This is a genomic window from Rubrivirga sp. (genome assembly GCF_965213695.1).
Lineage (GTDB): Bacteria > Bacteroidota > Rhodothermia > Rhodothermales > Rubricoccaceae > Rubrivirga.
In genome coordinates, this window is record NZ_OZ243912.1 from 1293052 (window position 1) to 1319332 (window position 26281).

The 26281-nt window shown below is 72.5% G+C and carries 24 protein-coding genes; 2 read left to right on the forward strand and 22 right to left on the reverse strand.

Going from position 1 to position 26281, the window contains the following annotated elements; translation table 11 throughout:
* Positions 1-47: 47 nt before the first annotated feature.
* The gene (locus ACOOHE_RS05695) at positions 48-1988 is read left to right on the forward strand and encodes a RecQ family ATP-dependent DNA helicase (RefSeq protein WP_420456834.1); all 1941 of its coding nucleotides are present in this window, start codon (positions 48-50) and stop codon (positions 1986-1988) included.
* Between the two features lie 8 nt (positions 1989-1996).
* Here ACOOHE_RS05695 and ACOOHE_RS05700 read toward each other — a convergent pair whose 3' ends face one another.
* The 21 genes from ACOOHE_RS05700 to ACOOHE_RS05800 all read right to left on the reverse strand — a co-directional run bounded on the left by ACOOHE_RS05700 (position 1997) and on the right by ACOOHE_RS05800 (position 23901).
* Entirely contained in the window at positions 1997-3571 is a 1575-nt protein-coding gene (locus ACOOHE_RS05700; RefSeq protein ID WP_420456835.1) for a choice-of-anchor B family protein, read from the reverse strand.
* Positions 3572-3705: 134 nt separating this feature from the next.
* Entirely contained in the window at positions 3706-5301 is a 1596-nt protein-coding gene (locus ACOOHE_RS05705) for a choice-of-anchor B family protein (protein ID WP_420456836.1), read from the reverse strand.
* Between the two features lie 133 nt (positions 5302-5434).
* The gene (locus ACOOHE_RS05710; RefSeq protein ID WP_420456837.1) at positions 5435-6772 is read right to left on the reverse strand and encodes a choice-of-anchor B family protein; all 1338 of its coding nucleotides are present in this window, start codon (positions 6770-6772) and stop codon (positions 5435-5437) included.
* A gap of 40 nt (positions 6773-6812) precedes the next feature.
* A complete protein-coding gene (locus ACOOHE_RS05715) occupies positions 6813-7331 on the reverse strand; it encodes an asparaginase domain-containing protein (protein WP_420456838.1) in 519 nt (172 codons plus the stop codon).
* Positions 7332-7509: 178 nt separating this feature from the next.
* Positions 7510-7833 carry a DUF4296 domain-containing protein gene (locus tag ACOOHE_RS05720; protein ID WP_420456839.1) on the reverse strand — a complete coding sequence of 108 codons (324 nt, stop codon included), beginning with the start codon at positions 7831-7833 and terminating at the stop codon, positions 7510-7512.
* Complete coding sequence (locus ACOOHE_RS05725) at positions 7830-8150, reverse strand: AtuA-related protein (RefSeq protein WP_420456840.1); 321 nt, start codon at positions 8148-8150, stop codon at positions 7830-7832. The genes ACOOHE_RS05720 and ACOOHE_RS05725 overlap by 4 nt, the downstream gene beginning before the upstream one ends.
* A gap of 109 nt (positions 8151-8259) precedes the next feature.
* The gene (hisG, locus tag ACOOHE_RS05730; protein ID WP_420456841.1) at positions 8260-9180 is read right to left on the reverse strand and encodes an ATP phosphoribosyltransferase; all 921 of its coding nucleotides are present in this window, start codon (positions 9178-9180) and stop codon (positions 8260-8262) included.
* A gap of 264 nt (positions 9181-9444) precedes the next feature.
* A complete protein-coding gene (locus ACOOHE_RS05735) occupies positions 9445-10551 on the reverse strand; it encodes a DUF4837 family protein (protein WP_420456842.1) in 1107 nt (368 codons plus the stop codon).
* Positions 10548-11366, reverse strand: coding sequence for a tryptophan synthase subunit alpha (trpA, locus tag ACOOHE_RS05740; RefSeq protein ID WP_420456843.1), 819 nt, complete (start codon positions 11364-11366; stop codon positions 10548-10550). Before trpA ends, ACOOHE_RS05735 begins: the two co-directional genes overlap by 4 nt.
* Before the next feature lie 29 nt (positions 11367-11395).
* Entirely contained in the window at positions 11396-12634 is a 1239-nt protein-coding gene (trpB, locus tag ACOOHE_RS05745; protein ID WP_420456844.1) for a tryptophan synthase subunit beta, read from the reverse strand.
* A gap of 227 nt (positions 12635-12861) precedes the next feature.
* Complete coding sequence (locus ACOOHE_RS05750; protein ID WP_420456845.1) at positions 12862-13503, reverse strand: phosphoribosylanthranilate isomerase; 642 nt, start codon at positions 13501-13503, stop codon at positions 12862-12864.
* 62 nt (positions 13504-13565) lie between these two features.
* Positions 13566-14405, reverse strand: coding sequence for an indole-3-glycerol phosphate synthase TrpC (gene trpC / locus ACOOHE_RS05755; protein ID WP_420456846.1), 840 nt, complete (start codon positions 14403-14405; stop codon positions 13566-13568).
* The gene (trpD, locus tag ACOOHE_RS05760; RefSeq protein WP_420457603.1) at positions 14405-15436 is read right to left on the reverse strand and encodes an anthranilate phosphoribosyltransferase; all 1032 of its coding nucleotides are present in this window, start codon (positions 15434-15436) and stop codon (positions 14405-14407) included. The genes trpC and trpD overlap by 1 nt, the downstream gene beginning before the upstream one ends.
* A 49-nt stretch (positions 15437-15485) precedes the next feature.
* Positions 15486-15863: a four helix bundle protein gene (locus tag ACOOHE_RS05765; RefSeq protein ID WP_420456847.1), complete on the reverse strand. Its 378-nt coding sequence runs from the start codon at positions 15861-15863 to the stop codon at positions 15486-15488.
* Positions 15860-16474, reverse strand: a complete 615-nt coding sequence (locus tag ACOOHE_RS05770) for an anthranilate synthase component II (RefSeq protein WP_420456848.1) — start codon at positions 16472-16474, stop codon at positions 15860-15862. Before ACOOHE_RS05770 ends, ACOOHE_RS05765 begins: the two co-directional genes overlap by 4 nt.
* A 50-nt stretch (positions 16475-16524) precedes the next feature.
* Positions 16525-17580, reverse strand: a complete 1056-nt coding sequence (gene trpS, locus ACOOHE_RS05775) for a tryptophan--tRNA ligase (RefSeq protein WP_420456849.1) — start codon at positions 17578-17580, stop codon at positions 16525-16527.
* A 79-nt stretch (positions 17581-17659) separates the two neighbouring features.
* Entirely contained in the window at positions 17660-18133 is a 474-nt protein-coding gene (locus ACOOHE_RS05780) for a hypothetical protein (protein ID WP_420456850.1), read from the reverse strand.
* Between the two features lie 73 nt (positions 18134-18206).
* Positions 18207-19751, reverse strand: a complete 1545-nt coding sequence (gene trpE / locus ACOOHE_RS05785) for an anthranilate synthase component I (protein ID WP_420456851.1) — start codon at positions 19749-19751, stop codon at positions 18207-18209.
* Between the two features lie 209 nt (positions 19752-19960).
* On the reverse strand, positions 19961-20353 hold the full coding sequence (locus ACOOHE_RS05790; RefSeq protein WP_420456852.1) for a hypothetical protein: 393 nt from the start codon (positions 20351-20353) through the stop codon (positions 19961-19963).
* A gap of 11 nt (positions 20354-20364) precedes the next feature.
* Entirely contained in the window at positions 20365-22101 is a 1737-nt protein-coding gene (locus ACOOHE_RS05795) for a L,D-transpeptidase family protein (protein WP_420456853.1), read from the reverse strand.
* Between the two features lie 39 nt (positions 22102-22140).
* A complete protein-coding gene (locus tag ACOOHE_RS05800; protein ID WP_420456854.1) occupies positions 22141-23901 on the reverse strand; it encodes a L,D-transpeptidase family protein in 1761 nt (586 codons plus the stop codon).
* Between the two features lie 151 nt (positions 23902-24052).
* On the opposite strand from ACOOHE_RS05800, the gene ACOOHE_RS05805 reads away from it, so the two are divergent.
* Complete coding sequence (locus tag ACOOHE_RS05805) at positions 24053-24871, forward strand: hypothetical protein (RefSeq protein WP_420456855.1); 819 nt, start codon at positions 24053-24055, stop codon at positions 24869-24871.
* Between the two features lie 326 nt (positions 24872-25197).
* Here ACOOHE_RS05805 and ACOOHE_RS05810 read toward each other — a convergent pair whose 3' ends face one another.
* Positions 25198-26241, reverse strand: coding sequence for a TerC family protein (locus tag ACOOHE_RS05810; RefSeq protein ID WP_420456856.1), 1044 nt, complete (start codon positions 26239-26241; stop codon positions 25198-25200).
* Between the last annotated feature and the right edge of the window lie 40 nt (positions 26242-26281).

The following is a 26281-nucleotide window of genomic DNA, read 5'->3' on the forward strand; positions in this document are numbered from 1 at the left end:
CCCTGGGGGGCACGGGGAGGGGCACCGGGTGCCGGTAGCTTTCGGCCATGACGCCTGCGATCCCCGACGACGCGCTCCGGGCCCTGCGCGAGGTCTGGGGCTACCCGGCCTTCCGCCCGGGCCAGGACGAGGCGGTCGCCGCCGTCCTCGCTGGCCGCGACGCGCTCGCCGTCCTCCCCACCGGCGGCGGGAAGTCGCTCGTGTACCAGGTGTCGCCCGTCGCCCGCCGTGGGCTCGCGCTCGTCGTCTCGCCCCTGGTGGCCCTGATGCAGGACCAGGTCGACGCGCTCGCCCGGCGGGGCGTCCGCGCCGCCGCGCTCCACAGCGGGCTCGGCCGCCGTCAGTCCGACCAGGTGTGGACCGACGCCGAGCACGGCCTGTACCGGCTCGTCTACCTCACGCCGGAGCGGCTCCAGACCGACCTGTTCCAGGCGCGAGCGCCCCGGCTCGACGTGACGCTGCTCGCCATCGACGAGGCCCATTGCATCTCGGAGTGGGGCCACGATTTCCGCCCGGCCTACCGCCAGATCGCCCAGGCCCGGCCGCTCGTGACGAGCGCCGACGGCACGCCGGCGCCCGTCGTCGCCGTCACAGCCACGGCCACGCCCGAGGTCCGCCGCGACATCTTGGACCAACTCGGGCTCGTCGACCCGGCCGTCGTGGTCCGGGGGTTCGACCGGCCCAACCTGGTGTGGAGCGTCCACCACGTGCAGGACCCGGTGGGCCAGGCGCTCGACGTGTTCCGCGCCGTGCCGGGCGCGGGCCTCGTCTACGCCGGGACGCGGCGGGCGACCGAGGCCGTCGCCGAGCGCTTGCGGGGCGAGGGGGTCTCGGCCGAGCCGTACCACGCCGGCCTCGACCGGAACACGCGGCAGGCGACGCAGCGGCGGTGGCTGGACGACGAGACGCGCGTGGTCGCGGCGACGAGCGCGTTCGGGATGGGGATCGACAAGGCCGACGTCCGGGCCGTCGTCCACACGGCGCTGCCGCCGACGCTGGAGGCGTACTACCAGGAGGCCGGGCGGGCGGGGCGCGACGGCGAGCGGGCCTACGCCGCGCTCGCTCTCGGGCCCGACGCCGAGGCGTTCCCCCGCGACCTCGCCGACCGTGGCCACCCGACGCCCGCCGACGTCCAGGCCGTCTACGCCGCCGTCGGGAGCCTGGGGCAGGTGGCGCTGGGGAGCGAGCCCGAGGGGCCCGTCACGCTCGACCTCGGCCGGCTCGCCGCCGTCGCCGAGCGTCCCGTCGGGATCGTCCGCGCGGCCGTGGACCGGTTGGCGGCCGACGGCCTGTGGACGGTAGTTCAGCCCCGCCCGGGCGATGTCCGTGTCCGCCTTCCCCAGGGGCGCGACGGGCTGATGCGGGCTGCCGAGGTCGAGAGCGTCGCGGTCCAGGCGTTCGCCGACGCGCTCGTCCGCCGCCTCCCACCCGAGGCCGGCGGCGGGGCGACGCTCCGGCTGGCGCCGCTCGCCGAGGCCCTGGGCTTGCCCGCCGCCCGGCTCGACGCCGGGCTCGACTACCTCGCGGCGCGCCGCCTTCTGGAGGTGTCCCGGCCCGAGGAGGGGCTCACGTTGGCGTGGCACCACGCCCGGAGCCGGGCGGCCCCCGTCGACGTCGCCGCGCTCGACCGGGGCCGCCAACGCGCCCACGCCCGCCTGGACGACGTGGTCCGCTACGCGAACGCGGTCGGGTGCCGGCGCCAGCACCTCCTGGCCTACTTCGGCGAGGCCGCGCCCGGCCGCTGCGGGCGGTGCGACGTGTGCCTCGGTCGCCACCGCCCCGACGTGGTCACGCCGGCCGACGAGCCCCGGCTCCGCACGATCTTGGACGCCGTCGACCGGGGCGACCAGCCGGCCGGGCCCGACGCCCCGCGCCGGACCCGCCAACTCGCCGACTGGCTCGTGGCCGAGGGCCTGCTCCGCCTGACCGACCCGCTCGCGGCCCGCTTCGAGCTGACGCCGGCCGGCCAGCGCCATCTCGCGCGGTAAGACCCGCTCTACCGCGTGAGCACGACGCGGCGGGAGGCCTCGAACGTCTCGCCGACCACGCGGACGACGTAGACGCCCGCGGGCAGCCCGTCGCCCGAGACCGCCAGCACGACCTCGGCCTCAGGCCCGGCCGGCCCCTCGTACACCGCGGCCACGCGGCGGCCGGCCACGTCGAAGAGGTCGGCCCGGACCGCCTGGGCCTGGTCCACGCGGAGCGCCAGGCGGGCCCCGCCCGCCGTCGGGTTCGGGACGGGCTCCGACAGGTCGACGCCGTCGGCGCCGGGCCGGCCGCTCGTCGCCGTGCTCAGGCTGGCGTCGACCTGGAGGACGAAGAAGCCCGTCTCGCCGTCGTTCGCGACCACGAGCCCGCCCCCGAAGAACGGGTAGTTGCTCCACTGGCCCGCGAAGTTGACCGACGTGTCGAGCGGGTACGTGTCGAAAAAGGCGACCTCCTCGAGCACGCCCTCGTCGATCCGCGACAGGTCGATCACGCGGAGGCCCGCCTCGTAGTTGCTCTCGAAGGCGAGGTCGCCGACGACGTACAGGTTGTGGTCGATGGTGGCCAGACCCGACCGATAAACGAAGGCGAACTCGGGCGCGTCGAGGTCCTCGACGTCCAGGACCAGCGTCCGCTGGGGCGTCGTGTCGCCGCCGTTGACCGCGTTCGCCTCGTCCAGCTCGTCGTTGACCAGGAAGTACCGGCCGTCCTCCGTCAGCCACCCCTGGTGGGTGTAGGCCGGCGTCGGGTAGCGGACCTGCGAGATGAGCGCCGCGGCGCCGGGGTCGGTCGCGTCGAAGATCGAGACCTCGTCCGTGTTCGAGGCGAAACAGACCCGCCGGCCCGCGTAGTCGGCATCGGGGCCGTCGTAGGTGACGCACTGGGCGTCGTGCGTGTAGCCGCTGTCGACGCCGCTGATCGCGTCGTTGAAGCACCCGGCGAAGGTCGGCGCGAGCGGGTCCGAAAAGTCGACGGCGTGGAGCCCCCGCGCCGAGCACGAGCCCGGGAGCGGCACGGTCCCCGAGCGCGAGCCGACGGCGTAGGCCATGCCCGCGCTCTCGTCGACGACGACGTTGTGCGCCGAGCCCACGCCGGTGTAGCGGGCGTCGGCGGCGAACTGGCGGGCGGGGTCCTCGCTCAGCCCGCGGAGCCGGGTGAGGTCGAACACCTGGATCCCGTGGTTCGCGGCCTCCGACACGACTAGGGCCACGTTGCCGAGCGCCTTCACGTCGCGCCAGCTCGACGGGTCCGTAGCGGTCGGAAGAAAGCCCAGCCGGATCGGCGCGCTCGGCGTGGTCACGTCGACGAACGCGGTGCCGGTCGCCAGCCCGACGATGGCGTAGCGCCGTCCGGTCTCGGCGTCCTCCCACCCCCAGATGTCGTTGGCGCACAGCCCCGGGTACGGGTTCGGGCACTGCCCGACCGGCGGCGCGCCGAGCTCCTGCGGCGTAAAGTGGGCGAGAAGGTCCACCCGGTCGCACTCGTATTCGCCGGCGGCGCCGTCGGCGCAGGCGACCGGCTGGGCGGACACGGGGATGGCGAAGACCACCGCGAGCGCGGCGAGGGCGAGCAGAGAGCGCAGCATCGGAAGAGGAAAGGGGGAGAGCGCGTACGCCCTGAATCCTCCGTGGGTCTCCGCCGCCCAGGGCAAAACGTCGTCGGGAGCGGGCTCCCGCCCAGCCCCGTCTCCCACCGCCGTGCGCCCTCCCCCTGACCCAACTACCGCGTGAGCACGACGCGGCGGGAGGCCTCGAACGTCTCGCCGACCACGCGGACGACGTAGACGCCCGCGGGCAGCCCGTCGCCCGAGACCGCCAGCACGACCTCGGCCCCGGGACCGGCCGGCCCCTCGTACACCGCGGCCACGCGCCGGCCGGCCACGTCGAAGAGGTCGGCCCGGACCGCCTGGGCCCGGTCCACGCGGAGCGCCAGGCGGGCCCCGACCGCCGTCGGGTTCGGGCGCGGTGGGCTCAGCGAGTAGCCCTCCGGCAGCGCCGGCCCATCGATCCGGTCGACGTCGAGCGAGGCGGCCGGGCGGAGGACGAACAGCCCGAACGTGTCGTCGTTGGCGACCACGAGCCCGCTCCCGAAGTACGGGTAGTTGCTCCACTGGCCGTCGAACGAGACCCGGTCGCTGGGCGGGAACGTGTCGAAAAAGGCCGCCTCGGTCATCGTCCCGTCCGCGATCTGGCTCAGGTCGACGATGCGCAGGCCGGTCTCGTAGTTGCTCTGGAAGCTGTACCGGCCCCGGACGTACTGGTTGTGATCGATGGACCGGTTGCCGGAGTCGTAGACGAACGAGACCTCGGGGTCGTCGAGGTCGGCAAAGTCGAGGACGATCGTCCGCTGGGTGGCGACGAGCCCGTTGAGCTCGTCGAGCTCGTCGTCGGCCAGGAAGAACCGGTGGTCCTCGGTGAGCCAGCCCTGGTGCGTGTACGCCGGCAGCGGGTACGACGCCTGGGTGATGATCGAGACGGCGGCCTTGTCCGTCACGTCGAAGACCGTCACGACGTCCTCGTTGGCGGCGAAGCACAGCTCGCGGCCCTGGTAGTCGGCGTCCGGGCCGCGGTAGACGACGCACTGGGCGTCGTGCGTGTAGCCCGGGCTCGAGACCGGCGACGGGTCCACCGCGGCGTCCGAGAAGCACGCCGCGAACGTCGGGTTCTTGGGATCGCGGATGTCGACGGCGTGGAAGCCCGGCGCGTCGCACGCGGCTGGCAGCCCGAGCTCGGCCCGCTTGCCCTCCGGGTACCGGAAGCCGACGGCGTACGCGAACCCGGTCTCCTCGTCGATCACGACGTTGTGGGCCGACCGGATGCCGGTGTACACCGTGTCGGGCTCGAAGGTGACCGCGTCGCCGGTGACGCCCCGGAGCCGGGTCAGGTCGAACACCTGCATCCCGTGGTCGCGCGCGTTGTCGGCCACGATAAAGGCGTGGTCGCGGTACACCTTGATGTCGCGCCAGACCGGCGTCCGCTCGTTCGACGACGGGAGCTTCCCGACGACCCGGGGGAACTGGGGGTCCGAGAGGTCGACGAAGCCGGTCCCGTTGTACGTCCCCACGAGCGCGTACTCGACGCCGGTCTCCGGGTCGGTCCAGCCCCAGATGTCGTTGTGGCCGGTGGCCGCCGGCGAGCCCGGCGTCGCGAACGACGCGACCGAGAGGTAGCCCACGAGGTCGACCCGGCTGCACGGGAACGCGCCCACGTCGGGCAGGGCCGCGACCCCGTTGAGGCACTCGGCGCGGGCGTCCTGCGCCTGAGGGGCCGGAGCCGCGACGAGCGCGAGGGCGACGAGGACGGAGCGGAGCGTCATCACAGGGGAGCGGAGGCAGCGCGGCAACCTACGCCGGGCCCTGAGCCCCGGTCGTGGCCCGCCGGGGCAAAACGACGCGGGGGGCCCCGGACCGTCCGGAGCCCCCCGCGGGCGTGTCGGCGAGGGCCGGCGGCTACATCGCCACGGTCGGGCGCAAGACGAACAGGCCGTTGTTCGTGTCGCTCGCGACCACGAGCCCGCTCCCGAAGTACGGGTAGTTGCTCCACTGGCCGGCGAAGTTGATCGACGTGTCCTGGGGGTACGTGTCGAAGTAGCCGACCTCGGTGAGCACGCCGTCCATCATCCGGCTGTGGTCCCGGATCCGCAAGCCCGACTCGTAGTTGCTCTGGAAGTTGAGGTCGCCCAGGACGTAGAGGTTGTGGTCGATCGTCGTGATCCCCGAGTCGTAGGCGCCGACGAACTCGGGCTCGTCGAGGTTGGTCACGTTGAACAGCAGCGTCCGCTGGGTCGAGACGAACCCGTTCGTCTCGTCGAGCTCGTCGTTGGCGAGGAAGCCCGTCCGGTCCTCCGTGAACCAGCCCTGGTGCGTGTAGGCGTCCGACGGGTACTCGGCGATCGAGATGATGCGGACGTTCTGCTTGTCGGTCACGTCGAAGAACGTGACGACGTCCTCGTTCGAGGCGGCGCAGACCTCGCGGCCCGCGTAGTCCTCGTCCGGGCCGTCGTACACGATGCACTGGGCGTCGTGGGTGTAGCCCGGGGCCGAGACCGGCGACGTGTCCTTCGAGGCGTCCGAGAAGCAGTTGACGAACGTCGGGTTGGTCGGGTCCTGGACGTTGATCACGTGGAAGCCCGGCGCCCCGCACTCGGCCGGCAAGTCGTCGCCGCGCGAGCCCGAGCCGACGGCGTAGGCGAAGCCCGTGTCCTCGTTGATGACGAGGTTGTGGACGTTGGTCACGCCCTCGTAGAGCGCGTCGGCCGTGAACTCGCCCTGGTCGGACGTCAGGCCGCGGAGCCGGGACAGGTCGAACACCTGCATCCCGTGGTCCCGGGCCTCGGACACGATGAAGGCGTGGTCGTCGTACACCTTGATGTCGCGCCAGACCGTGGCGACCGTGTTCGTGGGGAGCTTGCCGAGCAGGACCGGGGCCATCGGGTCCGAGATGTCGACGAACTCGGTCCCGTTGTCGAGCCCGACGAGCGCGTACTCCTTGCCCGTCTCCGGGTCGGTCCAACCCCAGATGTCGTTGAGCTGGTTCGCGTCGAACATCGACAGCGGGACGAAGGCGACCAGGTCGACGTTCGAGCACTCGAACGGGCCGTCGGCGTCGTCGGAGGCGACGTCGGTGGGGAGCGTGGCTAGGCCGTCGACGCAGGCCGCGGCGGCCATCCCGTCGCCGGGCACGTCGTCCATGTCCGTGTCGCCGTCCATCGCCCCCATGGACGAGCTGGCGCAGCCGGTGGCGAAGAGGGCGAGCGCGAGGGCGCCCGAGAGGGACAAGCGGGTCATAAAGTCGGTGGGGTGAAGAGCAGAAGGGAGGCGTACGGGGCTACGCCTCGGGAGTGACAGGCTCGAATCGGTTCCGTTCCCGGTCCTTCCGGACGTGGTGGGGGTCGAAGACCCGCCCGTTCATGGCAACGTACGCACCGGGCGGAAGCGTCTGTGCCGCGGCCACCGCGAAGCCCACGTTGAACGCGGCGTCGGTCGACTTGAACCGGGCCGGCGCCAGCGACCCCACGAACACGACCGTCGTGTCGCCGTCGGGCCCGAGCGCGTCGGCCACGACGCGGGCCGTCGCGGCCATCGTGTCGGTCCCGTGCGTGACGACCACGCGGCGGTGCGGCGTCGCCAGCACGCGGTCGGCGATGAGCCGGCGGTCGGCGTCGGTCAGGTCCAAGCTGTCCTTCCGCATGAGCGCCTCGACCTCGACCGGGAACGCGACGTCGGCCTCCCGCAGCAGCGCCCCGATCTGGGGCTCGCCGATCTCGTAGGCGCTCTTGGCGTCGAAGTACTCCTTGTCGATGGTCCCGCCGGTCGTGAACACCTGGACGGTCTCGGGAGCGGACATGGGCGGAGCGGGGGGTGTGGGAGGAGGGAGTGTAGACGACGGCTCCAGGTCGGGTGGGGTCCCGGAGAGGAAGAGGAACGGAGGGGACCGAAGGGGTGGGTCTCAGGGGGCGGCCTCCCTCTCCATCCCCGTCGTCCCGGTCCCGCCACTTCGCTGGAGTCGGCACCCCTGCCCGCACTCACTCGGCGGGCGGACCCTGGCGCTCGCGCGTGAGCCGGGCCTCGACCGAGTCGTAGGTGGCCTGGGCGAGGTCGGGCGACACGGCGAGCGCGTCCAAGCGGGCGGCGAGCGCGGTCGAGTCGAGGCCGTGGGCGTCGAGGGCGACCCGGCGCAAGCTGTCGGCGAGGGCCGGGCGCCGGGCGTCCGAGGTGTCGAGGGCGGCCCGGGCGTCGGCGAGGTGGAGCTCGACGAGCGCGTCGACGAGGGCCGGGTCGACGGTGTCGCCCGGCCCGCAGCCGCCCAGGACGAGGCCGGCCGCGAGCAGCCCGAGCCGCACGGTCACGCGGCCGGGGGCGCCTCGACCTCCATCCGCAGCAGGTGCGCCGCGTACGTCTTGCCCTGGGCGTCGAGCTTGAGCGAGACCGTCCCGCCGCCGCCGAGCGCCCCGTGGAGCAAAAAGTTCAGCGCCGACAGGTTGGGCAGCTCGAACCGCTCGACCTCGCCGTCGACGCGCGGGCCGAAGTGGGCCTTGACGCGCTCGGCCGTGACCGTCTCGCGGAGCCAGTCGAAGTGGGCCGGGTCGCGCGCGATCAGGCCGACGTTGACGGCGTCGCCCTTGTCGCCGGAGCGGCCGAAGCAGAGGTCGAGGAGTTTGGGCATGGGGTGATTGTAGATCGAGTGATGGACGATTGGGGAAACAAGGTCGGGCGCGTGAGTCGGGGGTGGCAACCCAATCACCCGATCACAAATCGCCCGATCCCCCGATTCCCTACGGGATCATCTTGTTCAGCGGGTACTCGATGATGCCCTCGGCACCGAGGCGCTTGAGCTCGGGGATGAGCCGGCGGACTTGGCGCTCCTCGATGATCGTCTCGACGGCCACCCACTCGTCCGAGAACAGCGGCGAGATCGTCGGGTTGCGTAGCGCCGGCAGCGTCTCGACGACCCGCCCCAGATCGTCGCGGCGGACGTTGAGCTTGAGGCCGACCTTGCCCTCGGCCCGAATCGCGCCCTCCAAGAGCAGCGCCAGGTTCTCGATCTTCTCTCGCTTCCACGGGTCCTCCCACGCGGCGTGGTTGGCGACGAGCTGCGTGTTCGAGGACAGGAGCACGTCGACGATCCGGAGCTTGTTGGCCCGGAGCGAGTTGCCGGTCTCGGTCACCTCGACGATGGCGTCGACGAGGTCGGGCGCCTTGACCTCGGTCGCGCCCCACGAGAACTCGACGTCGGCCGTCACGCCGTGCTCGGCGAGCCACCGCTCGGTGAGCCCGACGACCTCGGTCGCGATCCGCTTGCCCTCCAAGTCTTGGACCGACTGGATCTCGGAGTCCTCCGGGACCGCGAGCACCCAGCGGACCGGCCGCATCGAGGCCTTCGAGTACACCAGGTCGGCCACGACGTGGACGTCGGCGCCGGTCTCGGCGATCCAGTCGAGCCCCGTGATCCCGGCGTCGAACACGCCGTCGGCGACGTACTTGCCCATCTCCTGGGCGCGGACCAGCATGGCCGTCAGCTCGTCGTCGTCGATCGACGGGAAGTAGCTCCGCGAGCGGACGGAGAAGCTGTAGCCGGCCTTGTCGAGCAGGTCGAACGTGGACTCCTGAAGGCTCCCCTTGGGGAGCCCGAGGCGGAGGATCTGGGCCTCGCCCTCGGGGGCGTCGGTGGGGGAGGGGGCGGTCTGAGTGGACATCGGGGGGATGGGTCTGAAACGAGAGGGAAAGCGTGTGGAAGGTGGGGCGAGCGCGTTCACCTGAGTCGTCGTTTCGGCGCCCCACCTTGTCATCCTGACCGCGAAGCGACGGCGCAGCCAACGAACGTGAAGGATCTCAACGCGAGGTCTCAAGCCGTAGGAGGCGGTGCCGACGGACCCGACCGCTCGTGCTGAGATCCCCCGCCTTCGCGGGGGCAGGCTCTTCGCTCCGCTCAGGATGACAGAGCGGAGGGCGGGTCACGTTCACGGGTCGGCCTCGCGGCGGACGTCGGCGGCGGTGCGGAAGGTGTAGACGATGGCCTCCATCTGGCGCAGGAACTCGCGCTTGTCGAGCGTCCGGCTCGGCGCGAACGTCATCCCGTAGTAGACGTAGAGCCGGTCGGTCTCCTCGTCGACGAAGGCGTAGCGGACGTACGACCCGGCCATCAGGTCGTTGGTCATGTACCAGAACCCCCGCTGCTCGCGCGCGGGCCGGCCGGCGATCTCGGCCGTGCCGCGGCGCATCGGGCGCTGGTCGTCGAGCTGGACGTACGAACTGTCGAGCGAGCCCCGGGCGAACGTCTCCAGCAGGCCGTCGGTGATCCGGTCGATCTCGGCCGGCGGCGGCAGCGTGGCCACGCCGTCCTGGGCGAACACGAAAAAGTCGCGCCAGGTGTCCGAGAGCACGCGGCGGTAGCGGACGAACGAGCCCGTCCGCCCGGCGACGGTCGCCGTCGTGTCCTGGACCTTGACGTAGTCGTACTGGATGTTGACGCGGTAGCCGCGCGCCGCGAGCAGCTCCTCCTCGAGGTCGGTCTGTTGGAGTCGTGAGAACATCTCGCCGATGGTCCGCTCGCGCGCCAGCGTCTCGTACGCTTGGCGGAGCTCGGGCCCGCGCCGGCGGATCTGGGCCGCGAGCGCGCTGTCCGAGGCGGCCGTCGCAATCGTCACCAACTGGTTGTTGGCCCACAGGTCCTCGCGGAGGTTGACCGCCGAGACCGTCCCGGAGCGGACCTGCGCCAGGTTCTCCTCGCCCACGCGCGCCCGCAGAAAGTCGCCGATGTCGCCCTCGGTGTCGATGGGCGCCGCGAACACCAGGTTCGGCTGGAGCTTGAGGTTCTCGAAAAAGCGCGACGTGAGCGGCTGGTGCCGGAGCTTGAACGCGCCCTGGTTGCTGGGCAACGTCACGATGGGCCGGCCCAGCTCCGCCCGGATCGCGTCGCCGACGGGGCCCGCCCAGGTCGCACTGTCGGTTAGGACGATGATCTCCTCGGTGTCGCCCCGGGCCTCGGCCTGCCCCATGTCGACGGCCTCGCAGCCGGTGACGAGCGTGGCCGCGGCGAGCAGGGCGAGGGAGAGAAAGCGGGTCATGGCGTGGTGTCGTCGCCGGTCTTCAACGCCCGCGCCCACTCGCCGACCCGGGCTCGACGTGCGGAATCGGTGAGATCCGGGTTGTCCCACAGCCGCTCGGCCTGGCGGATGAGCGCGCTCCCGACGATGAACCCGTCGGTGTGCCGCGTCAGCCGCTCGGCGTCGGCGTGCGTCGAGATCCCGAAGCCGACGAGCAGCGGCTGCGCGACGAGGCTACGGGCCCGGGCGAGGTAGGCGTCGGTCGCGTCGGTGTCGCCCAGGCCCGAGCCGGTCAGGCCCGTCACGCTCACGGCGTAGACGAACCCGGTCGAGCGGGCGTCGACGAGTCGGACGCGGTCGTCGGACGTGTTCGGCGCGATAAGGTGGGTGATGGACAGGCCGTGGTCGGCGGCGGCGGCCTCGATCTCGTCCGCCTCCTCGGGAGGCACGTCGGGCAGGATCAGGCCGTCCACGCCGGAAGACGCGGCGTCGGCGCAAAAGTCGCCCACGCCGTAGCGCATCACCGGGTTGGCGTAGCCCATCAGCACGAGCGGCGTGTCGGACGTGCGGCGGAAGGCGGCGGCCGTCTCGAACGTGCCGGCCATCGTCGCCCCCTGGCTCAGCGCCCGCTCCGACGCCTGCTGGATCGGGAGCCCCTCGGCGACCGGGTCCGAGAACGGCATCCCCAGCTCCACAAAGTCGGCCCCGGCGTCGTCGACGGCCTGCAAGATCGGGAGCGTGGCGTCGGGCGACGGGAAGCCGGCGGTGAGGAACAGGCCCATCGCGGTCTCGCCGCGGGCGCGGAGGCCGTCGAGGTGGACGCGGAGTCGGGTCATGCGGGAGAGAGGGCGGCGGCGCGCGGGGCTCATCCGTCGTCACCGAACAGGTTCTCGGCAATCGTCGCCATGTCCTTGTCGCCGCGGCCGGAGCAGTTGAACACGAGCACGCCGCCCGGGCCGATCTCCGTGGCCACCTCCGCCAGCGCGTGGACGGCGTGGGCCGTCTCGAGCGCCGGGATGATGCCCTCAGTCTCGCTTAGGAGCCGGACCGCCGCCAGCGCGTCGGCGTCGGTCGCCGTGCGGACCTCGACGCGGCCGGTGCTCGCGTGGTAGGCGTGCTCGGGCCCGACGCCGGGGTAGTCGAGCCCGGCCGAGATCGAGTGGGCGATCTCGACCTGGCCGTCGGCGTCCTGGAGCAAGTACGTCATCGTCCCGTGGAAGACGGCGGGCTCGCCCCGCGTCAGCGTCGCCGCGTGGCGCCCGTCGAGCCCCTCGCCCGACGCCTCGACCCCGATCAGGCGGACCCCCTCGTCCCCGAAGAACGGCGCCCAGATCCCGATGGCGTTCGACCCGCCGCCGACGCACGCCACGACGGCGTCGGGCAGCTCGGAGCCCGTCTGCTCCAGCAGCTGCGCTCGGGTCTCTTCGCCGATGACCCGGTGGAGGTCGCGGACCATCGCCGGGTACGGGTGCGGCCCGATAGCCGAGCCGATGATGTAGTAGGTCGTGCTCGGGTTCGAGACCCAGTCGCGGAACGCCTCGTTCGTGGCGTCCTTCAGCGTCTGGCTGCCGGACGTGGCCGGTCGGACTTCGGCGCCGAGCAGCCGCATCCGCTTGACGTTGAGGCTCTGCCGCTCGATGTCCTCGGCGCCCATGTAGACCACGCACTCGATCCCAAAGAGGGCGCACGCGGTCGCCGTGGCCACGCCGTGCTGTCCGGCCCCGGTCTCGGCGATGACGCGGTCCTTGCCCATCCGCCGCGCCAGCAGCACCTGGCCGAGCGCGCTGTTGATCTTGTGGGCCCCGGTGTGGCACAAGTCCTCGCGCTTGGCCCAGATCGTCGCCCCGCCCAGCCGCTCGGTCAGCCGGTCGAGCCGGGTCAGCGGCGTCGGCCGGCCGACGTAGTCGCGCAGGAGCCGCGCCAGTTCGGCCTGGTACTCGGGGTCGCTCTGGGCCTCGGCCCACGCCTGGCGGACGTCGGCCAGGACGGGCTGCAAGATCTCGGGGACGAACGCGCCGCCGAACGCGCCGAACCGGCCCCGGGCGTCGGGGAGGGACGGGGGACGGGGGACGGAAGACGGAGCGGGCGCGATCTGAACGGGCATGGTCGGTCGGCGAGCTAGAGAGTCCTTCTCTTGTCATCCTGAGCGTCAGCGAAGGATCTCAACGCGGTGCGCCGGTCGTAGGGAGCGGTGCGGCAGGGCTTAGAGATCGTGCTGAGATCCTTCGCTCCGCTCAGGATGACAAGGGGTGAGTGTGGCGGTCGGTGGCAGGGAGGGCGCAAGGTCAGGGAGCGGCCGGTCCTCCGTCTCCGGTCCTCTGTCCGAGGGCGTCAGCCCTCGACGGCGGCGTGGAAGGCGTCGAAGAAATCCGCCAGCTTGTCGAGGTCCTTGACGCCCGGCTCGGACTCGACCGACGACGACAGGTCGACGGCGTACGGCCGCATCGTCTGGACCGCCTGGGCCACGTTCTCGGCCGAGAGGCCGCCGGCGAGGAACAGGTCGACGTCGCTCCCAAGCTCGCGGGCGACGCGCCAGTTGAAGCTCTCGCCCGTGCCGCCCCACAGGCTCGTGTGGTGCGTGTCGAGCAGCACGAAGTCGACCACGTCCAGGTAGGGCTCCACGAGGGCGCGGACCTGCTCCGACGAGGCGTCGTGCTGGACCCGGATCGCCTTGATGACGGGCACCTCGACGGCTGCGCACGTCTCGGGCGGCTCGTGGCCGTGGAGCTGCGCCAGCCGGAACCCGACCCGGGCGCACGTCGCGTTGACCTCGTCGGCCGGCCGGTTGACGAACACGCCGACGGGCTCCGGCCCCCGCACCCACTCGATGATCTCCTTCGCCACGTCGGGTTTGACGTAGCGCGGGCTCTCCGGGTGTTGGATGAATCCCAGGAAGTCGGCCCCGGCGGCTGCGGCCGTCCGGGCGTCGTGCAGGCGCGTGAGGCCGCAGATCTTGACCTTGGTTCGGTTCAACGTGCGGAGTGGAAGGTGGAACGTGTGGAGCGTGAGTCGGGAGGAGGACGGGTGAGGGGCCGTCACATTCCACTTTCCACGTTCTCACGTTCCACGGACGAGGCGGCGAGCGCCAACGCCGTCTCGCGGCGGAAGGCGGCGAGGGCGCGGCCGGGGTCGGGCTGGCGCATAAAGTGGGTGCCGACCAGGAAGGCGTCGGCGCCGTAGCTCCGCAAGCGGGCGGCGTCGGCGGCCGTTCGGATGCCGCTCTCGGCCACTCGGACGATCCGGTCGGGGAGCCGCGAGAAGATGCGCGCGGCCCGGCCCAGGTCGACCTCGAACGTGGCCAGGTCTCGGCTGTTGACGCCGAGCACGTCGACGCGGTCGAGGTCGAGGGCGTCGAGCTCGGCGTCGGCGTGGACCTCGACGAGCACGCCCAGGCCGAGGTCACGGGCGGCGTCCAGGAGGTCGGCCATCTCGGCCGGGTCAAGCGCGGCGGCGATCAGCAGGACCGCGTCGGCGCCGTAGGCGCGGGCCTCGACGAGCTGGTAGGGGTCCACGACGAAGTCTTTCCGCACCAGCGGGAGGTCGACGGCCTGGCGGACCTGGGCGAGGTGGTCGAGCGAGCCCTGGAAGTGGGTCGGCTCGGTAAGGACGGAGAGCGCGGCGGCGGCGGCGTTCTTGTAGGCGCGGGCAATGGCCGCCGGGTCGTACTCGCGGCGGAGGACGCCCTCCGACGGGCTGGCCCGCTTGCACTCGGCAATCGTGGCCGGGCCGTCGGGCCGGCGGAGCGCCCGCGCGAGCGACAGCGTCGGCGCGTGGAAGGCCGAGCGCCGTTCGAGCGCGGCGGCCGGCGTGACCGCCTTCCGCTCGGCGACGAGCGCTCGCGTGTCGGCCAGGATCTGGTCGAGGATCGTCGCCATCAGGCCGCCTCGGAGAGCTCCGTCGAGACCTCGACGAGCGCGTCCAGCTTGGCGAGCGCGGCCCCGCTGGCGACGCTCTGGCGCGCGGCGTCGAGGCACTCGTCGAGACCTTCGTACTCGCCCGACGCCAGCAGCGCGTAGGCCGCGTTTAGCAGCACCACGTCGGCCTGCGGACCGGCCTGGCCGTCCAGCACGCCGCGGACGATCTCGGCGTTCTCCTCCGGCGTCCCGCCCTGGAGCGCCGCCGCCGACACGCGCGCCAGCCCGAACCGCTCGGGCACCACCTCCTGCTCCAGGAGCCCGCCGTCGAAGGCGTGGCTCCCGGTCTGGTAGATCGTCGTCGGGCTCGTCGTCGACAGCTCGTCGAGCCCGTCGTGGGCGTACACCACGACCACGTGCTCGCTGCCCAGCCGCATCAGGATCTGGGCCATCTGCCGGGCGACGGGGTCCGAGAACGCGCCGATAAGCTGGCGCTTGACGCGGGCGGGGTTGCAGAGCGGTCCCAGGATGTTGAAGAACGTCCGCACCCCCAACGACCGCCGGACCGGGCCGACGTGGCGGAGCGCGGGGTGGAACTGGGGCGCAAACAAGAACGCGATGCCAGCCTCCTCCAGACACCGCGTGACGCCGTCGGCGTCGAGGTCGGCGCGGACGCCGAGCGCCGACAGCACGTCGGCCGAGCCGCTCGACGACGAGACGCCCTTGTTGCCGTGCTTGGCGACGGGCACGCCGGCCCCGGCGGCGACGAAGCTGGCGGCCGTCGAGATGTTGAACGTGCCCGAGTGGTCGCCCCCGGTCCCGCACAGGTCGATCGGGTCGAGGTCGGTCTCGACCGGGACGGCGTACTCGCGCATCACCTTGGTAAAGCCGACCAGCTCGTCGATGGTCTCGCCGCGCGACCGGAGCCCCATCAGGAGCCCGGCGATCTGGGCGGGGTCGGCCTCGCCGGACAGCATCACGTGCATGGCCGACTCGGCCTGGGGCTGCGTCAGCGTCTCGCCCTCGGCGATGGCGGTGAGGATGGGCTTCAACGTGGTCATCGGTGAAATGTGAAACGTGGAATGTTGAAGGTGAAGACGCTCAGGACGGATCCGGAGTCGAACGGAGGTAGCGGAGCAAACCACCTAGCTTCGCGCCGATGCGTGTGCTCAGTTCGTATAGCGTGTCGAACTCTTCGGGCGGGAGGTAGCCTTCGTCAAGGGCGACGTAGAGCTGAGAGCGGACCTCAGCGTTCGATGCCTTGGCAATGTCGAGGAACCGACAGAACTCGCGACGGGACCGCCGCTCAAAGCCCTCGGCGATGTTAGACGTGATGGAAATGACCGCCCGGCGGATCTGGTCGCGGAGCGCGAAGTCGCGGCTGAATGCGTTGCCCCGCGTCGCCGCGTAGACGCGCTGCGTTAGCTCCCGGCCGAGCTGCCACGCCTCGATCTCCTCGAACCGCTGGAACGAACTCATAGCGAGTCCCGAACAGAACCTTCCACCTTCAACCCCGCACGTTCCAACGTCGACGCGACCCAGTTCTGCACGATCCGCGGCCCCTCTGTCGTCAGGACCGACTCGGGGTGGAACTGGACGCCTTCGACGGGGAACTGGCGGTGACGCAAGCCCATCACCACGCCGTCGGCCGTCTCCGCGGTCACCTCCAGCACGTCCGGCAACGTCTCGCGGTCGACCACCAGCGAGTGGTAGCGGGTCGCCACGAAGTCCTGGGCCACGCCCTCGAACACCGACCGGCCGTCGTGGCGGACCGTCGACGTCTTCCCGTGCATCAGCGTCGGCGCGTGAACGACGCGGCCCCCGTAGACCTCGCCGATGGCCTGGTGGCCGAGGCACACGCCCAGGACCGGCGTCTCTTGCCCGAACCGCTCGATGACGGCCTCGCTCACGCCCGCCTCGTCCGGCCGCCCCGGGCCCGGCGAGATCAACACGCCCGCCGGCGCCAGCTCCCCGATCTCGTCGAGCCCGATCTGGTCGTTCCGCACGACGCGGTAGGCGTCCGTCACCCCGCCCACCAGGTGGACCAGGTTGTACGTGAACGAGTCGTAGTTGTCGATGATCAGAATCATTCGAGGTACGGGGTACTGAGTACGGGGTACTGAGGAGCGAGGTGGCGGGACTAGTTCGTACGTCGTACCTCGTACCCCGTACCCGCATTGAAGAATCCGACGGCGTCGCGGACCTCGGCCATTACCTCGGACGCCCGCGACCGGGCGGCGTGGGCGCCGGCCTGCAAGATCTGGCGGACCTCGTCGGGCCGCTCGGCCAGCTCGCGGCGGCGCTCGCGCGCCTCGCCGAAGTGGCGGTCGATCATCCCCAACAACGCCTTCTTGGCGTGGCCGTAGCCGTAGCCGCCGGCCCGGTAGGCGTCGGCGATCTCGGCCCGCTCGTCGTCGGTCGCGAAGTGGCGGATCAAGGCGAACGTGTGGTCGGCGTCCGGGTCCTTGGGGTCATCGAGCGGCGTCGAGTCCGACAGGATCGACATGACCTTCTTCTTGAGCGGTTTCCCCTCGTCGAAGATGCCGATCGTGTTGTCGTAGCTCTTCGACATCTTCCGCCCGTCGACGCCGGGGATGACGGCGACGTCGTCCAGGATGAGCGGCTCGGGGAGCGGGAACAGCGGGTCGTCGTCCGGCCGGTACGCCTGGTTGAACCGGGCCGCCGTGTCGCGGCTGATCTCGAGGTTCTGCTTCTGGTCGGCCCCGACGGGCACCGTCAGCCCGTGGCCGGGCGCCGTGTAGGCCAAGATGTCGGCGGCCTGCAGGATGGGGTAGGTCAAGAGGCCACCGTTGGCCGTCAGCCCCTGGGCCACCTTGTCCTTGTACGAGACGCCCTTTTCCAAGAGCGATGTCGGCGTGAGGCACAGGAAGATCCAGGTCAGCTCCCCGAGCTGGGGCACGTCGGACTGGACGAACAGCGACGCCTTCTCGGGGTCGAGCCCGAGCGCGAGGTAGTCGAGTGCTACGTCGAGCGTGTACCGGCGGAGCGCGTCGGCGTCGCGCAACGTCGTCAGCGCGTGGTAGTCGACGATGAAGAGGTAGGCCTCGCTCCGGGCGGTCTCGTCGTTCGCCAGCGCCACGTTCTGGCGGATGGCCCCGAGGTAGTTGCCCAGGTGGAGCGTCCCCGATGGCTGGATGCCGGAGACGATGACGGGCAGGGAGGAAGAATCAAGCATAAGAGAGAAATCCCGTAGCACCGCCGTCCCGGAGGCCACCGACGGCACGCAGCCCACCGGTGGCGGCCCGCGCCGGTGGTCAGCGCGCGAGGTCGGCGGCGACGGCGCGGAGCAGGCCCAGGCGCGAGTCCGAGGCGTCGGCGTTGTGGCCCAGGATGGCTCGGGTCCGCTCCTGGTGGTGGACGCTGTCGACCTCGGCGCGGAGCGCGTTGCCGAAGTCCGTCTCGGCGTCGAGCAGGGCCCGGACGTGGTCGCGGTCGGTCCGGCCGGGGGCCGTCGCGAGCGGGCCGGCGCCGGCCCCCGACGGCGGCGTGCCGCCCAGGCTCAGGATGGTCTCCGAGACCTTGGCCGCCTCGGTCCGCAGGTACGGCATCATGGCCTCGACCCGCTCCCGTGCCGGCCCGTCGGGCAGCGCCGCGAGCACGGCGTTGTAGGTCCGCATCAGGTCGAGGTGGCGGTCGGCGATGGGCAGCAGGCGCTCGGCGCTCTCTTGGCGGGAGATGTAGCGGCCGGCGCCGCCCTTGTTGAGGAGGGGTCGGAGGGCGGGGAACATGGGGTGGGGGAGTTCAGAGTTGGGAGTTCGGAGCTGGAGTCCAGGAACTCTGAACCCCGAACTCCGAACTCGGTCACAGCAAATCGGACGTGGCCGAGCGCATGGCGGCGAAGAGGGCGGCGGCCTTGTCTTTTGTCTCGTCGTACTCGGCGGCCGGGTCCGAGTCGGCGACGACGCCGGCGCCGGCCTGGACGTAGGCCACGTCGTCCTTGACGATCATGGTGCGGATGGCGATGCACGTGTCGAGGGCCCCGTCGAAGCCGGCGTAGCCGACGGCGCCGGCGTAGGGCCCGCGCTTGATCGGCTCGAGCTCGTCGATGAGCTCCATCGCGCGGACCTTGGGGGCGCCGCTCACCGTCCCGGCCGGGAAGCAGGCCGCCAGCACGTCGGTCGCCGGCCGCTCGCCGACGGCGCCCGACACCGACGACACCAAGTGCATCACGTGGCTGAACCGCTCGACCTCGGCGAACCGGTCGACGGTGACGGTGCCGACGTCCGAGACCCGGCCCATGTCGTTGCGGCCGAGGTCGACCAGCATCAGGTGCTCGGCCCGCTCCTTGGGGTCGGCGAGCAGGTCGGCCTCGTTCGAGGCGTCCTCGGCCGGCGTCTCGCCGCGGCGGCGCGTCCCGGCGATGGGGAGCACGAGCGCCCGGCGCTCCGGCCCGCGCGGCTCGACGCGCGTCAGAACCTCGGGCGACGAGCCGACGAGCGAGAACCCCTCGCCCGGCGCGCCCAGCCCGTCGACATCGAGGTAGAACAGGTACGGGCTCGGGTTCACCTGCCGGAGCGCGCGGTACAGGTTGAACTTGTCGCCGGCGAACGGCATCGCGAACCGCTGGCTCAAAACGACCTGGAAGACGTCGCCCTCGACGATGTACGCTTTCCCCTTGCGGACGGCCGCCTCGTACGCGGCCCGCTCGACCGACGCGGCCGGCTCGGCGGCCAGCAGGCGGACCGGCTCGCCCGGCACGCCGCCGTGGAGCAGGTCGTCTTCCAACTCGACCAGCCGCTCGGTCGCCTCGGCATACGCGCGGTGGAGGTCGGTCTCGGCGTCGACGAACGCGGTCGCCATCAGCACCAGCTGGTGCTTGACCCGGTCGAACGCGGCGACGGTGTCGTAGAAGCCCCACACGCCGTCGGGAAGGCCGAGGAGGTCCGGCGGGGCGGGTGGCAACGATTCCAGTTGGCGGACGGCGTCGTAGCCCACGTAGCCGACGGCGCCGGCCGTCAAGCGCGGCAAGCCGGGGACCTCGGCCTGCTCAGTCTGGGCCAGGATCGCGCCCAACGCCTCGAACACGGTCCCCGCCAGCGGCTCGACCTCGTGCGGGGCGCCGTCGCCCTCGTAGGTGCCGGCCGGGCGGTGGGCCCAGACCCGGTCGCCCCGGCTCTCGACCACGAGGTACGGGCTCTTCCCGATGAACGAGTAGCGCCCCAGCCGCTCGCCGCCCTCGACCGACTCCAGCAGGAACCCGAACGTGCCCTCCTCCCGGAGCGCGAGGAACGCCGAGACCGGCGTCAACAGGTCGGCCGAGCGGCGGACGTAGACGGGCACTGCCAGCCGCCGCCCGTCGGCCGGGAGCTGCTCGCGGACGATCGTCTCGAACTCGGTGAGGGTCACAGTGGGGGAGGTGTGAGGCGTGGGGGGGAAGCTCACGGCTGGCGCCGGGCGCCTCGGTGCTCATTCAAACAAAAAAGCCCCCTGCTCGGCTGAACAGTGGGCTCGCGGAAGGAGGCGCGTTCGCGTCAGGCCACAGGCCGTCTGCCCACTGGGAGTGCGGGGTGCCACCAGGGCCAGACGGTGTGGGCGCGGAGCGTCATGCGTCGAAGCTACTCGCGTTCGCCGGGCGGGGCAACCGGCGGGAGGCCGAGCAGGTCGGGCGCCGGCTCGCGGAACCGGAGGAAGGGGGGCGGGCGGAGCGGATACCGCCGCACTGGCGGCCGAGCAAACGGGAACGCGGGATCGGTCTCACCCAATCGGGCCGCCAGCGGCGCCGGCCCGTCGCACAGGTTCGGCATCGGCGCCGGGTCCGGGCCGCCCAGCGGGACCGCCCGGATGGCCGCGTCGTCAGCGTTCTCGAAAGGCGTCGGCATCGGGACGGCTGTTCCGCAGCGGTCGGCGAGCGTGACCGGCTCCTCCCGCTCCGGCGGCGCCGGGAGGACGCGGACGTCTTGCGCGCTGGCGGTGGCCACGACGAGGACCGGCAAGAGGAGCGCGCGCATGGTTGGTCGGGTCAGCTGGCCGGTTCCGGGTCGTCGTCCGTCGTCGCGGCGGGCCCCAGGCCGAGGGCCTTCGCCAGCCGCTCGTCGTAGCCGTAGGGGTCGCTGTAGACGCGGAGCGCGCCGTCGGCCTCGGCCCAGGCCGTGAAGTAGGTGAACTGCGACAGGAACGGCCGGTCCAGCCGGACGCCCCGCCGCGGGCCCCGCTGCCACGCCGCTCGGGCCTGCCCCGGCTCCCACCCGTTGACCGTCGTCAACAGGTACTCCGCCAGCACGTCGGGCGCCCCGGCCTGGACGCACCCGCTCGACATCGACGAGCCGGCGCCGTCGTCGAACGTGTAGCGCTTGTTCGTGTCGTGGATCAGGATGGCGTACGGGTTGTGCATCAGGAATTTGACCCGGCCCAGCGGGTTGCTCGGGCCCGGCCGCTGCACGAACCGGAACTGGCCGACCGAGACCGAATCCCACGGGACCAGCCGGCTGTCGACGGCCGCCCCGTTCTGGTACACCTCGAAGCCGGCCCGCCACAGCGCCAGGCTGTCGCGGACCGCCATCGGGAACACGTTCGCCGCCGCGAGGGATCGCGGCACGTACCACGCCGGCTGGAACTCGACGGTGTGGACCGAGTCGGTGATCACGGGCGTCGTCCACCCCGCCGTCTGGGCGTTGCCGATGTTGACCGGCATCCGCAGGCGCTCGGCGTACTCGTCGCCGGGGCTTGCGGAGCTGTCGCGCTGCAACACGCGCAACTCGAAGGCCGGCAGGTTGACCCAGACAAAGTGGTCGCCCAAGTCGTCGGGGAGCCACCGCCAGCGCTCCAGGTTGAGCGCGAGCGTGCGGCGGAGCGGGGCGAGGTCGGCGTTGAGCGCGTCCGTCGCGCTGTCGTCCAGGACGCTGTCGCGGTCGAGGCCATTCGCGGCCTCGAACCGGCCGAGCACGGCGGCGAGCGAGTCGTCGAAGACGTAGGCGTCGGGGCGGCCCCAGGCGTCGAGCGTGTCGGCGGCGAGGTAGCCCCACGCCGTCAGCCGGTCGCGGAGGTGGGGCACCCGGACCGACCGCTCGCCGGGCGCGAGGTCGGCGCCGTCGGGGACCGGAGCCAAGTCGCCCTGAAGCGCGTCGAGCCGGGCGCGGAGCCGGCGGTACCCGGCGTGCGGCGGGCGGAGCGCGTCGAGCGCTCGGGCCACGGCCCGGACGTCGGACCGGCCGACGGCTTGGGCGAGCGCGTCGAACGCGGCGCCGGACGAGTCGCGGACGGTCGGGAACCACGAGTGGGTGTAAAGCCGGCGCGGGTCGGTCCGGCGGCCCCGGAGGGCGTCGCCGAAGCGGACGAGCCCGTCGGTGATCGCGAGGTCGAGCGCGGCCAAGCGCGCCGGGCGCGGATCGGCGAGCGTGTCGCGGGCTTGGCCGTCAAGCGCCTCCCACTCGCGCTCCGCGTCGGCGAGCGCGCGACGCAGAGCGGGGACCGCGTCGGCGTGGACCTCCCGCGCCGAGACGCCGTCGGCAGGCGCGGCGTCGAGCAGGCGGGCGAGCGCGGCGCGGGACCGGGCATCGGCCCACAGCAGCTCGCGGTCGCCGTACAGGTCGGCCGTGGCCGGGTGGAGCCGGGCGGCGTCGGTGCGGAGGCGGGCGTCGACGGCCTTCTCGAGTGCGGGCGCCGTCGGGGCCTCGACCTCGTCCGGACCGAACAGGCCGTCGAGGAAGCCCCATCCCAAGAGGGCGGCGAGGAGGACGGAGAGCGGAGCGAGGGGCACAGTCAGGGCGGGCGGAACGGGACGGGCAGAGACCCGGGCTCAACGACGCGCGGGGCGCGAAAGTACGCCCTCCGCCGCCGTTCCGGCCGTGTCCGACGGCACCGTCAAGAGTTCGTCCGACACGCCGTCCGTCGTGTCCTCCGGCACGGGCAGAACGGGGACGAGCGGCGGCGCGGGCGGATCGGCGGGAGCGCTCTCCTCCGCCTCCGCAGCTTCCACCTCCGCCTCGTCTCCGATGGCGTCGGCGATGAGCGTGGCGATGACGTCCGGGCTGAGGTCGGGGAGATCCAAGCCGAGCGCGTCGGCCAGGCGTCGGTCGCGGCGGTAGACGTCGTCGTAGACGCGGAGCCGGCCGTCGGGGTCGACCTCGGCCGTGAAGTAGACGAGGTGGACGGGGACCGTCGCCTCGACCGGGACGTAGCGCGTCCGCCAGCGCCCGCGGAACTCGGCGGCGACCTCGTCCTCGGTCCACCCGTTCGTCCGCGTCAGCAGCGCGCGTGCCAGCGCTTGGGGGTCGCCGGCCCGGACGCAGCCGTGCGAGCGCGCCCGGTCGTCGAGCCCGAACGCCCACTTCGACGGCGTGTCGTGGACGTAGACGGCGTGGGCGTTGGGGAACAGGAATTTGACCCGGCCCATCGCGTTGCCCGGCCCCGGCGGGCGGACGACCCGGCCCCGGACGCGGCCGTACGACTCGCGCTGGATCGACGCCGGCACGGTCCACGTCGGGCTGAACACGACGGTCTCGAGCGTGTCGGTGAACGCGGGCGTCTCCCAGTCGTGGGCCCCGACGACGGTCACGAACCGGGTCGCCTCGGCCCAGTCAGCGCCCGCGCGCTCGCGGACGGCCAGCTCGAACCGGGGCACGTTGACCCAGACGTGCAAGTCGCCCAGGTCGGCCGGGAGCCAGCGCCAGCGCTCCAGGTTGAGGGCGAGCAGCGGAATCAGCTCGGCCCGGCGGCGGTTGAGCGCGGCCCGCGTCGGCGCGTCGAGCCGGCCGGTCGGCGCCAGCGTGCGGTCGCGCTGGACCTGGCGGACGGCCTCGGCCAGGGCGGCGTCGAACACGCGCGGCGTCTCGGACGCTGGCGTCAGGCCCTCAACGGCCAGCCGGTCGCGCAGGCGGACGATGGCGGCGCCGGAGTCGCCCGGGGCGAGGTCGCGGTCGAGCGCCAGGTCGGGCCGGTCGCGGAGGTCGAGCTCCCGGGCGAGCGCCTGCCGGAGCCGTCGGTAGCCGGGGTGCTGCGGGCGCAGCCCGTCGGCCCACGCCTGGACGGCCGCGGCCGCGGTCGGGGCCTCCGCCAGCGCCTCCGCCAGCCGGGCGGCCACGTCGGGCGGCGTCGGCGGAGCGGCGGTCCACTGGTGCCCGTAGAGCGCGGCGGCGTCGGCGCGGGGCCGGACCAGGGCGTCGCCGAAGCGGAGCAGCGCGGCGGTCAGCCCGACGTCGAGGGCGGCGAGCGACGGCGACGTCGCGGCGGTGTCGGCCAGGGTCCCGAGGTCGGCCAGGGCCGAGTCGAGCGCGAGCGCGTCGCGGTCGGCCCGGCGGAGCGTCGCGAGCGCGGCCTCGCGCGCGGCCGGCGCGAACCAGACCGGCATCCGCCCCTGGGCAGCGTAGACCGTGTGGACGCCCGGCGCCAGCGCCAGGCTGTCGGCCGAGAGCCGCTCGGCGAGGTGCGGGGCGACCGTCGCCGGCGTCACGCGCAGGCTCCGCTGGCGGACGTACTCGGCCGAGGCGCCGCCCGCGGCGAGCACGAGCCCGACGACGAGCGTGAACAGGAGGGGCCGGCGCCGGAGTCGGTCGCGCATGGCGGTGGATGTGTGTGCCTCGCGGACCCCATCGGCCGGGCCGTCGTAGGCCCGCGTCTCCCCGTGTGGTCCGCACATATCAAGATCAGGGCTGCACGCCCGCCGATCAAGGGGGAAACGGTTTCATCTCGCCTGTCCACCGACCTCAGGTATGTCCCCATCCGCCCCGGCCACCCGCCGCGTCTCGCTCGACTTCGACCCGGCCCGCGACGGGTTCTCGTTTGGCAACCGCTACACCTGGACCGACGACGACTTAGGCGTCTTGGCGGCCAAGCTCCGGGCGGCGTCGGCGCTGCCGGTGACCCTGGGTGCCGGCCTGGGCGGCGCCGTCAGCGGGCCCGTCGGGGGCGCCGTCGGGCTGGCGGTCGGGGCCGCGCTGGGCCGTGCCGGGCTGGGCGACGGGATCGTCCGGTCCGTCGCCCGGCGGTGGTCGACGTTCGGGCTGTGCGGGGGGATGGCGCTGGCGGCCATCGAGCGGTGGCCCCAGGGACCGGGCGCCGTCGCCACGGCCGATCTGAAGCCGGAGCCGCTCCGGGCCCTCTTGCGCCGCCGCCAGGAGCGGACGCTCCGGGCGTCGCTCCCGCGCTTCGCCGGGTGGTGGCTCCGGGCCCTCGCCTCGCCCAACCCCGACGGCTGGGCCGACGCCCTCCGCCGCGAGCTAGACCGGGTCGAGGCCCGGCTCGGCGCCGGCCGGCCCGCCCTGCTCGGGCTCGTCGGCGACGCGCCGGACCCGTTCGCGCTCCACCAGGTCGTCGCCTTCGGGGTCGAGCGGCGCGGCCCGCTCGCGGCCACGCTCTCGGTCTACGACCCCAACGCGCCCGGCCAGACGCGGACCGTCACCACGGCGCCCACGAGCCCCGGCCGCGCGTCCATCGCGACGACGCTCCCCACGGGCCGCGCCGCCAGCGGCCGGGCCCACATCTCGACGCGGCCGAACCACCTTGCCCACGTGTTCGTGATCGACGCCTAGCGGGCGGGCGCGGGAGTCGGGGGCTCGCAGGGATGAGGTCGCGAGCCGGTCGCCGAGCCTCCCCTCTTATACGGGATCGCGGAGAAAGCCGTGCACTCTCCTACGAGGTCCCCTCTCCCCGAGGGTGAGGGACAGGGTGAGGGGGAATCGGGAGGGGCACTCATGCACAGCGAACTCTCCGACTCCGTATTACGGACACGACTCGTCGCGTTCCTGCCGAGCGCGGGTCTCCCTCGGAGGCCGCCAGCACGGGGCGGCTCCCAGCGGGCACGACGGGTCTACGTGGCGAGGGAGATCGCGGGCACCCGTCCACAGGTCCGCCCGTCCTACCGCTCGGCCGTCTCGCGGTCGTCGACGACGGGCGCGTTCTCGGCCGTCCCGTCGCCGCCGGGCGTCGGCGCCCCGGGCGGGGTCGGGAGCGCGGCCCGGCGGTGGTCCCTCACCGTCGCCGCCCACGACACGGCCGCGGCGACCGTAATGCACCCGACGACGACCGCGAGCGAGACCGACGTCGGGACCTCGATCCCCCGGGGCTCGAGGAACGGCTCGGCCAGCATCTTGGCCCCGATAAAGACGAGGACCGCCCCGAGCCCGACGTGGAGGTACCGGATCCGCTCGATGACCCCGGCCAGGAGGAAGTACAGGGCCCTCAGCCCGACGACGGCCAGGATGTTCGACGAGTACGCCAGGAACGGGTCGGTCGTGATCCCCAGGATGGCCGGGATCGAGTCGACGGCGAACACGACGTCGGTCAGCTCGATCATGACGAGGACGAGGAACAGGGGGGTCGCCCAGAGCCGGCCCAGCTTCCGCACGAAGAAGCGCTGGCCGTGGTAGCCCCGCGTGACGGGGAGCACGCGGCGGAGGAGCCCGAGGACCCGGTTGCCCGCCACGTCCTCGGCGTCCTCGGACCCGACGAACATCCGGGCGCCCGTGAGCACCAAGAACGCGCCGAAGACGTAGAGGACCCAGTGGAACCGGTCGACCAAGGCCACGCCCAGGAGGATCATGAACGCCCGCATCACGATGGCCCCGAAGATCCCCCAGAACAGGACCCGGTGCTGGTACCGGGCCGGGACGGCGAAGTACCCGAACAGGACGGCGATGACGAACAGGTTGTCGACCGAGAGCGACTTCTCGACGACGTAGGCCGTGAAGAACGTGAGGGCCGGGTCGTGGCCGTACGCCCACCAGATGACCCCGTTGACGGCCAAGGACGCGCCGACGAAGAAGGCCGAGAGCCAGGCGGCCTCCTTCCACTCGATCTCGTGGGCCTCGCGGTTGAACCCGAACAGGTCGAGCAGGAGGAGGCCGACCACGTACGCGTTGAACGCGGCCCAGGCCCAGGCGGGGACGTCGAGGTGCGGCATGGGGGAGGTCCGAGGGGCGGCGTGAACGCGAGGCCCCGGC